The 7,998-nt window shown below is 50.7% G+C and carries 6 protein-coding genes and 1 tRNA gene; 1 reads left to right on the top strand and 6 read right to left on the bottom strand.

Annotation, left to right across the window (positions count from 1 at the left end; translation table 11 throughout):
• Positions 1 to 791 precede the first annotated feature (791 nt).
• Complete coding sequence (locus AAY72_RS04660) at positions 792 to 1,757, top strand: integron integrase (RefSeq protein WP_057785775.1); 966 nt, start codon at positions 792 to 794, stop codon at positions 1,755 to 1,757.
• Positions 1,758 to 2,197: 440 nt separating this feature from the next.
• On the opposite strand, the gene AAY72_RS04655 is transcribed toward AAY72_RS04660, so the two are convergent.
• The 6 genes from AAY72_RS04655 to AAY72_RS04630 all read right to left on the bottom strand — a co-directional run bounded on the left by AAY72_RS04655 (position 2,198) and on the right by AAY72_RS04630 (position 7,989).
• Positions 2,198 to 2,764 (bottom strand): nucleoside deaminase, encoded by a 567-nt coding sequence (locus AAY72_RS04655; protein ID WP_008984309.1) that lies wholly within the window; start codon positions 2,762 to 2,764, stop codon positions 2,198 to 2,200.
• Positions 2,761 to 3,234 (bottom strand): xanthine phosphoribosyltransferase, encoded by a 474-nt coding sequence (gene gpt, locus AAY72_RS04650; protein ID WP_008607347.1) that lies wholly within the window; start codon positions 3,232 to 3,234, stop codon positions 2,761 to 2,763. Before gpt ends, AAY72_RS04655 begins: the two co-directional genes overlap by 4 nt.
• Positions 3,235 to 3,253: 19 nt before the next feature.
• Positions 3,254 to 3,955, bottom strand: coding sequence for a purine-nucleoside phosphorylase (deoD, locus tag AAY72_RS04645; RefSeq protein ID WP_057785774.1), 702 nt, complete (start codon positions 3,953 to 3,955; stop codon positions 3,254 to 3,256).
• 8 nt (positions 3,956 to 3,963) lie between these two features.
• Complete coding sequence (locus AAY72_RS04640; RefSeq protein WP_057785773.1) at positions 3,964 to 5,175, bottom strand: phosphopentomutase; 1,212 nt, start codon at positions 5,173 to 5,175, stop codon at positions 3,964 to 3,966.
• Between the two features lie 154 nt (positions 5,176 to 5,329).
• The gene (locus tag AAY72_RS04635; RefSeq protein WP_057785772.1) at positions 5,330 to 7,489 is read right to left on the bottom strand and encodes a prolyl oligopeptidase family protein; all 2,160 of its coding nucleotides are present in this window, start codon (positions 7,487 to 7,489) and stop codon (positions 5,330 to 5,332) included.
• 424 nt (positions 7,490 to 7,913) lie between these two features.
• Positions 7,914 to 7,989, bottom strand: a tRNA-Phe gene (locus AAY72_RS04630).
• Between the last annotated feature and the right edge of the window lie 9 nt (positions 7,990 to 7,998).

Raw genomic sequence — 7,998 nt, 5'->3', positions numbered from 1 at the left:
TTTCTGGGGATACCTCAGGCATATCGATCGAAGACGCCATTATCATTTCATCAATTTTGAATTCTACGACCATCAATCCTTGTTCGCTTGATTTAGACCACTTACCAAGCAAAGAATTAGCTGTTGCTGAAAAGCTAAATATTGAGATAAAAAATAAAACGGTAAGATTCTTCAATTGCATTCCTCTGAGTGCCTAACGCTCCGCTTAGGGGCAAAAATACGTGGGCTATAATAACGAGCGAAGCGAGGACAGCCCACGTGTTTTTGTCCCAGGGAGCGTTAGCGACCGACTACAGCGGTTTGTTATGTTTGCGTTTTATTAAATTGAATATACCTATAAAGAAAAAGCAAAAAACCCATAATAGAGTAATTTTCTTATCCAATGTAGCTATAGCAGAGCTAAAGCTTTTATCGTCATTCACATGTTCTCGTAATAGATATAAATTCTGCCTCATATCATCAATATAAAAATACATTCCACCGAGCAAGATCAGTAATAATATGTCAGGAAGCCAATTTAATAACTTTTTTATATTCACAGACTGTGCGCCTTGTAAACATAACAACTTTGTAGTTTGGAGCGCACACGCTTTCCAGCCATGTAAACTCCCTTCTATCTTTTGTAAATAAAATCACACTATCTAACAACATTCCGTAAATCAACAGATTTTTTCTGGACTGTTTTGAATTGATTGCTGAAAGCGAGGTGAAAACTCGCGATTCACTTGATCACAATAAATTTACCTACTACTGTATATAAACACACTTAAACTTATTTCAAGGAGCGGTAGATGTCATCGCCATTTATGCAATACATTGCCGAATTTATGTATACCCACCGCTATGCTAAAAGGACAATTGAGAGTTACCTGCACTGGATTAGGCTGTATATCCTTTATCACAAAAAGCAGCATCCCTCTAAGCTTGGCGATCAGGATGTTGAGAGATTTCTGTCTTATTTGAGTAATCAGCGTAACGTTGCGCCGAGGACACAAGCTAGCGCACTTAACGCATTGAGCTTTCTGTATAACAAGGTGTTACAGCAACCACTATCGTTAAACCTTAACTTTAACCGCTCGCAAATTTCACCAAAATTGCCGGTCGTGCTAACCCGTGCCGAGATTACGGCACTACTGCGCGTGATCGATCCGCGCTATAAATTATTAGCTCAATTGATGTATGGCAGTGGCTTACGGTTAATGGAAGCAGTACGGTTACGAGTGCAGGATATAGATTACGATTATTTGTCGGTCATGGTCTGGCAGGGCAAAGGCAATAAAAATCGCCGCGTCACCTTAGCACCAGAGTTGGTTCCAACACTCAAACAGCAAAGCCAGTTTGTATTGCAGTATTTTCAGGCTGATTTGGCCAATCCCGAATATGCCGGTGTCTGGTTACCTCATGCATTAGCACGTAAAAATCCTGCAGCGCCCAAGCAATTTGGTTGGCAGTATCTGTTTCCCTCGATGCAGCTGAGTATTGATCCGGACTCAAAACTCTTACGCCGTCATCATCTGGATGAAAGCTGTGTCAGGCGTGAAATTAAAATCGCCTCCCGCAAAGCTGCTATCCCCAAAAATGTAACCTGTCACACGCTTCGTCATTCGTTTGCCACGCATTTATTGGAGTCGGGTGCTGATATCCGAACTGTTCAGGAACAGCTTGGCCACGTTGATGTGCGTACTACCCAAATTTATACGCATGTCATTAATCGTGGTGCGGGTGGGGTGAAAAGCCCGTTATCGCAGCTGTTATAACGATACTAGCTTGGCGTGCTAATTGAGATCGCAGATCGCGTCTCCGGTACGGCAAGCATACCGGAGACGGGAGGCTGAGTGGTTTAGCGTTGCGTTTGGCTGTTCTTTTGGCTATCGCAGGTGGCGTCTCCGGTACGGCAAGCATACCGGAGACGGGAGGCTGAGTGGTTCTGCGTTGCGTTTGCTGTTCTTTTGACTATCGCAGGTGGCGTCTCCGGTACGGCAAGCATACCGGAGACGGGAAGCGGAGTGGTTTAGCCTGAGGTTTGAGTGTTCTTTTGGTTATCGCAGATGGCGTCTCCGGTACGGCGAGCATACCGGAGACGGCGAGCTGAGTGGTTTAGCGTTGAGTTTAGGTGTTCTTCTGGCTATCGCAGATCGCGTCTCCGGTACGGCGAGCGTACCGGAGACGGGAAGCTGGGAGCTGAAACAAAGAGCGGTTAACCGTTGTAGATGGTGCCGCCGTGGTTTAGGTAGTCTTTTAGTACCTGGGCGGCGGCGCTGCGTTGTACCTGGCGTACGACTTCGACGCCGGCGTCGCGTAGATACTGATAGCTGGGTTCAAATACCGGGCCTTCGTCAAAGCCTATCGCGCGGGCGTCTTCGGCGGTGGCGGCGCAAACTAACCGTTTTACGCCGCTCCACAGGGTGCCGCCTAAGCACATGGCGCAAGGTTCACAGGAGGTAAATAGCTCGCGTTTAACGCCGTCGGCATTCAGGCTAAAGCTTTGCAGCGCCTGCTCGGCCAGCATAATGGCTACCATCTCGCCATGGGCGCTGGAGTTATGCAGCGGCATTACCCGGTTTACGCCCACACTTAACAGCTTGCCGCTGTCGCAGTCAAAAATGGCGCTACCAAAGGGGCCGCCGGTACCACGCAGTACGTTTTGCCGAGACAACTCAATGGCTAACGCCATTTTTTCATCATCGTGCTGATAGCGGCGCTGCCAGTCGACCACGTCGTTAATCCAGTCGGGCAGCGTTAGCGTTACGCTTTGTCGGCTCATACTTCCTCTGCCAGCGGCTTGCTGTAAGCCAGTTCCATATCCCATGGCAGCTGGATCCAGGTATCCTGCTCGATATCGGTAACATAGTTATCCACCAGCGGCTTACCCTGTGGTTTGGCGTACACGGTCACAAAACGGGCTTTGGGGAAACGCTCGCGCAGCGCTTTGGCTGTTTCACCGGTATCGACCAGATCATCAACGATCAGCAGCTGCTCAGAGTCTGCCAGCGAAGCATCTTTTAGCACGCTCAGGCTACCCTGCTTGTCGTGCTGGTAGCTCGCCACACAGATGCTGTCCAGCACCCGGATATTCAGCTCGCGGGCGATAATCGCCGCCGGTACCAGACCACCGCGACTTACTGCCACTATAGCGGTAAAGTTCTGGCCCAGTAACTGGCGTGCCAGCTCTTTAGTGGCACGGTGAAAGGCTTCCCACGACACATAAAACATTTTATTGGTAGTCAGTGACATAACGCGTATTCCCAGTAAATTACAAACAGCCCAGTGCCACTTCAACCATCTCGTTAAAGCTGGTTTGGCGCAGCTCGGCGCTTAACGCTTCGCCGGTGCGGATATGGTCGCTTACCGTGAAAATCGCCAACGCATTAATGCCATATTCGGCGGCGACGCCATAAAGACCGGCGGCTTCCATTTCTACCGCCAGTACGCCGTATTTCTCCAGCGTATCAAACAGAGTTTCACTTGGGTTGTAGAACAGATCAGAGGTAAATACATTACCCACTTTCACATTGATATCTTTAGCGCGGGCGGCGGCAACGGCTTTTTCCAGCAGGCTGAAGCTGGCGATGGCTGCAAAGTCCAGGCCGCCGAGGCGGTTGCGGTTAACCATCGAATCAGTGCTGGCACCCATACCGATAACGACATCGCGCACTTTAACATCCAGCGGCAAAGCGCCACAGGAGCCGATGCGGATAATGTTTTTTACACCATAGAACTTCACTAACTCTGTGGCATAAATCGACATTGACGGCACGCCCATACCAGAGCCCAGCACGCTGACTTTTTTGCCCTTGTAGGTGCCGGTGTAACCGAACATATTGCGTACAGTATTCACGCATACCGCGTCTTCTAAAAAAGTATCGGCAATATGCTTAGCACGCAGCGGGTCGCCTGGCATTAACACGGTTTCAGCGAAGGCGCCTTCCGGCGCATTAATATGTGGAGTAGCCATAAGTTCTCTTACTGTAATTTTGCTAAAAAGGAATCGCCGTATGCCAGTGCATCCAGCCCAAAAAAGTCGGCCAGGGTCTGGCCCATGTCGGCAAAGCTTTGCCGCTCGCCTAAATCCACCTCGCCAATGCCCTTACGGAACAGCAGCACCGGAACATACTCACGGGTATGTTCCGTGCCCGGCCAGGTTGGATCACAACCATGATCGGCAGTCAGTAATACCAGGGTGTCGTCGTCACATGCCTGTAAAATTTCCGGCAGGCGGCTGTCGAAATACTCTAAGGCTTCGCCATAACCCAGAGGATCGCGGCGATGGCCAAAGTTTTGGTCAAAATCGACCAGGTTGGTAAAAATAATACTCTGCGCACTTTGCGTTGCCATCTGGGCTAAGGTGGTATCCACTAAGGCTGGCAGGCCGGTGGCTTTCAGGCTTTGACTAATGCCCTGATGCGCGTAGATATCGGCAATTTTGCCAATGCTGATTACCTGGCCGCCGGCAGCAACCAGTTTATCCAGTACCGTTGGCGCCGGAGGTAATACCGAGTAATCACGGCGATTACCGGTGCGGGCATAGGTTTGGGCGCTGTCACCGGTAAAGGGGCGGGCAATCACCCGGCCAATGTTGTAAGGGTCCAGCAGCTCACGCGCGACCTGGCAAAACTCCAGCAGGCGGGTTAAACCAAAATGCTCTTCATGGGCGGCAACCTGAAACACACTGTCAGCTGAGGTGTAGCAGATCGGCATGCCGGTTTTTATATGCTCATCGCCGAGTTTTACCAGAATATCGGTCCCCGACGCATGGCAGTTACCCAGAATACCGCTAACGCCAGTGCGGCGGCATAACTCCTCAATAAGCTGCGGCGGGAAACTGTTGGTTTTCTCAGTAAAATAGCCCCAGTCGAATAACACCGGTACCCCGGCAATTTCCCAGTGGCCGCTTGGCGTATCTTTACCACTACTCAGTTCCCGGGCATAACCAAAGGCGCCGTTAATGCGGGTAGCTGGCGGTACAGCCAGCGATAAACCGGGTGTCGCGCTGGTAGCAGCTTTTGCCAGCCCCAGTGCCGTCAGGTTAGGAATAGCCAACGGGCGCTGTTTTTTTTCTGCAAACACCCGGGCAATACTGGCAAAGGTATTGGCGCCGCTATCGCCAAACTTATCCGCATCCGGCGCGCTGCCAATGCCGAAACTGTCGAGCACTAAAATTACTGCTTTTGCCATCTGGATACTCCCAAACCTGCTAGATTAACTTTAGAGGTGGTGGCGAAACCATAAATTAAAAAGGGCACGCAGCTTACTCTGTCTGGTTTTTTTTGGCAATCATTTCAGCTAAAACAAAGGGCGCCCGCAGGCGCCCTTGTACATTTACTGCCACTTATTGCGGCAGGCTGCTGTAACCCATATTAAACAGCGTAAAGCTGTAAATATCGGCGGCCTGATCAATCACCATCGATACCGGCATACCGGCACCGTGACCGGCTTTGACATCAATCCGGATCAGTTGTGGCGTCGCTTTGCTGGCTTTGTCCTGCAGCTCGGCGGCAAACTTAAAGGAGTGCGCTGGCACTACGCGGTCATCGTGATCAGCCGTCGTGATCATCGTAGCCGGATAGGTGACACCCGCCTTAACATTGTGCACCGGTGAATAACCCTGCAGATACTTAAACATCTCAGCAGACTGTTCAGAAGTACCGTAGTCGTAAGCCCAGCCAGCACCGGCAGTAAAGGTGTGATAACGCAGCATATCCAGTACACCTACCTGCGGAATGGCCACGCCAAACAGCTCTGGCCGCTGTGTCATAACCGCGCCGACCAGTAAGCCACCGTTGGAACCACCACGCACCGCCGTTTTGGCCGGCGAGGTGTATTTCTCAGTTTGCAGATATTCAGCAGCGGCAATAAAGTCATCAAACACATTTTGCTTTTGCAGCTGGGTACCGGCGGTATGCCAGGCTTTACCGTATTCACCACCACCACGGATATTCGCTACAGCATACACACCGCCCAGCTCCATCCACACGGCGTTCGCCACGCTGAATGACGGTGTTAAGCTGATATTAAAGCCACCATAACCGTACAGAATAGTGGGGTTGCTGCCATCGCGTTTTAAGTCTTTGCGATAGCTGATAATCATCGGTACCTTGGTGCCGTCTTTCGAGGTGTAGAACACCTGCTCAGACACATAACGGCTGGGGTCGAAGTTCACTTTGGGTTGGTTATACAGGCTGGATGCGCCGGCTTTGGGTTCAAAGGCGTAAATCGAGCCCGGTGTAATATAGTTGGCAAAGCTAAAATACAGCGTTTCAGCGTCTTTCTTACCGCCGAAACCACCAACACTGCCCACACCTGGTAACTCAATATCACGCACTAACTTACCGTCATAGTCATACTGTTTAACCTTGGCAATCGCATCAACAATATAGTTAGCAAAGATAAAGCCGGCACCGGTGCTGGCCCGCAGCACATTTTCGGTTTCCGGGATCACATCTTGCCAGTTCTCTGGCTGTGGTGCCTTGGCAGAGACCTTAACCACCTTGCGGTTAGGCGCATTGCGGTTAGTCGCCAGATACAGCGTTTCGCCCTGGTTATCCAGTAAGTCGACATCGGAAGTGGTGTCATCCACAATGGTCACAAAGCCGCTGTCTGGCTGGCTCAGATCTTTGATAAACAGCTTATTACCCGAGGTTGAGACGGCCGCAGACACTAACAGATAGCGGTCATCTTCGGTAACGCTGGCGCCAACATAACGGTGTTTTTGCTCGTCAGTGGCACCGAAAATCACTTTATCTTCGCTTTGTGGCGTCCCCAGTTTATGGTAGTACAGCTTGTGCTGATCCGTCATGGCCGATAGCTCACTGCCATCTGGCTTGTCGTAGCTGGAATAGAAGAAGCCGTCGTTAGCGACCCAGGCAATACCCGAGAATTTGATATCGGTTAAGGTATCGCCGATTTGTTGCTTGGTTTCGGTGTCGATAATAATGATTTTACGCCAGTCACTGCCGCCTTCGGAAATGGCGTAAGCGGCTAATTTACCATCCCGCGAAAAGCTGATATCGGCCATCGAGGTGGTGCCATCGGTGCTAAAGGTATTCGGATCCAGGAACACCTCAACCTCACCACCGTCTTTCTGGCGGTACAGTACAAACTGGTTCTGCAGACCGTCGTTTTTGTAGAAGTAGGTGTAATCGCCTTCTTTAAACGGCGCCCCTACCCGCTCGTAGTTCCAGGCTTGCTGCAGTTTGTCGCGGATCTGATCGCGGAATGGGATCTGCTTTAAATAGTCGAAAGTGGTTTGGTTTTGTGCTTTAACCCAGGCTTCGGTGTCGCTGCTGCGATCATCTTCCAGCCAGCGGTATGGGTCGGCTACCTGAGTTCCAAAATAAGTGTCTACGACATCGCCTTTGGCGGTAACAGGGTAATTTAACTGCTGTTGCTGTTGGGTAACAGTCACGGTTTGCTCCGGTTTCACTTCTTGCTTCGGGCCGCCGCAAGCGGTCAGTACCGCAGCAGCCAGCAGGGTAACGGCATATTTCATTTAGGTGGACTCCAGTGTTCTTGTGGTTATCGGATTAGCTGCCTGAGCTTAACAAAGAAGTTACCGGTTGCCTATTTCACTGAACGGGAATTTTTGCTTGCTTATCTCTATTGGCTGTGTGGGTAGGTTGGGTAGTGGTTCAGGCCGCGTCTCCGGTACGGCTGGCGTACCGGAGACGATAGCGGAACCGGTTAGCGTCTGAATATCGTGTCTTTTTTGCAATCGCAGATCGCGTCTCCGGTACGCAAGCATACCGGAGACGGGAAGTAGAACCGGTTGGCGCTATAGTGTGGTGGCTTTTTTGGTATCGCAGATGGCGTCTCCGGTACGCAAGCATACCGGAGACGATAGCCAATACCAGCGTTGAGCTGGTATTGGCTATAAAACAAAAAAGCCAGCTGAAAAGCTGGCTTTTTGTGTTTTATGGTGCCCAGAGGCGGAATCGAACCACCGACACGCGGATTTTCAATCCGCTGCTCTACCGACTGAGCTATCTGGGCAAAACTGGT

Source organism: Alishewanella sp. WH16-1, from assembly GCF_001441695.1.
Taxonomy (GTDB): domain Bacteria; phylum Pseudomonadota; class Gammaproteobacteria; order Enterobacterales; family Alteromonadaceae; genus Alishewanella; species Alishewanella agri.
Note: the sequence above shows the minus strand (reverse complement) of the source record. Positions and strands in the feature narration are given on the sequence as shown.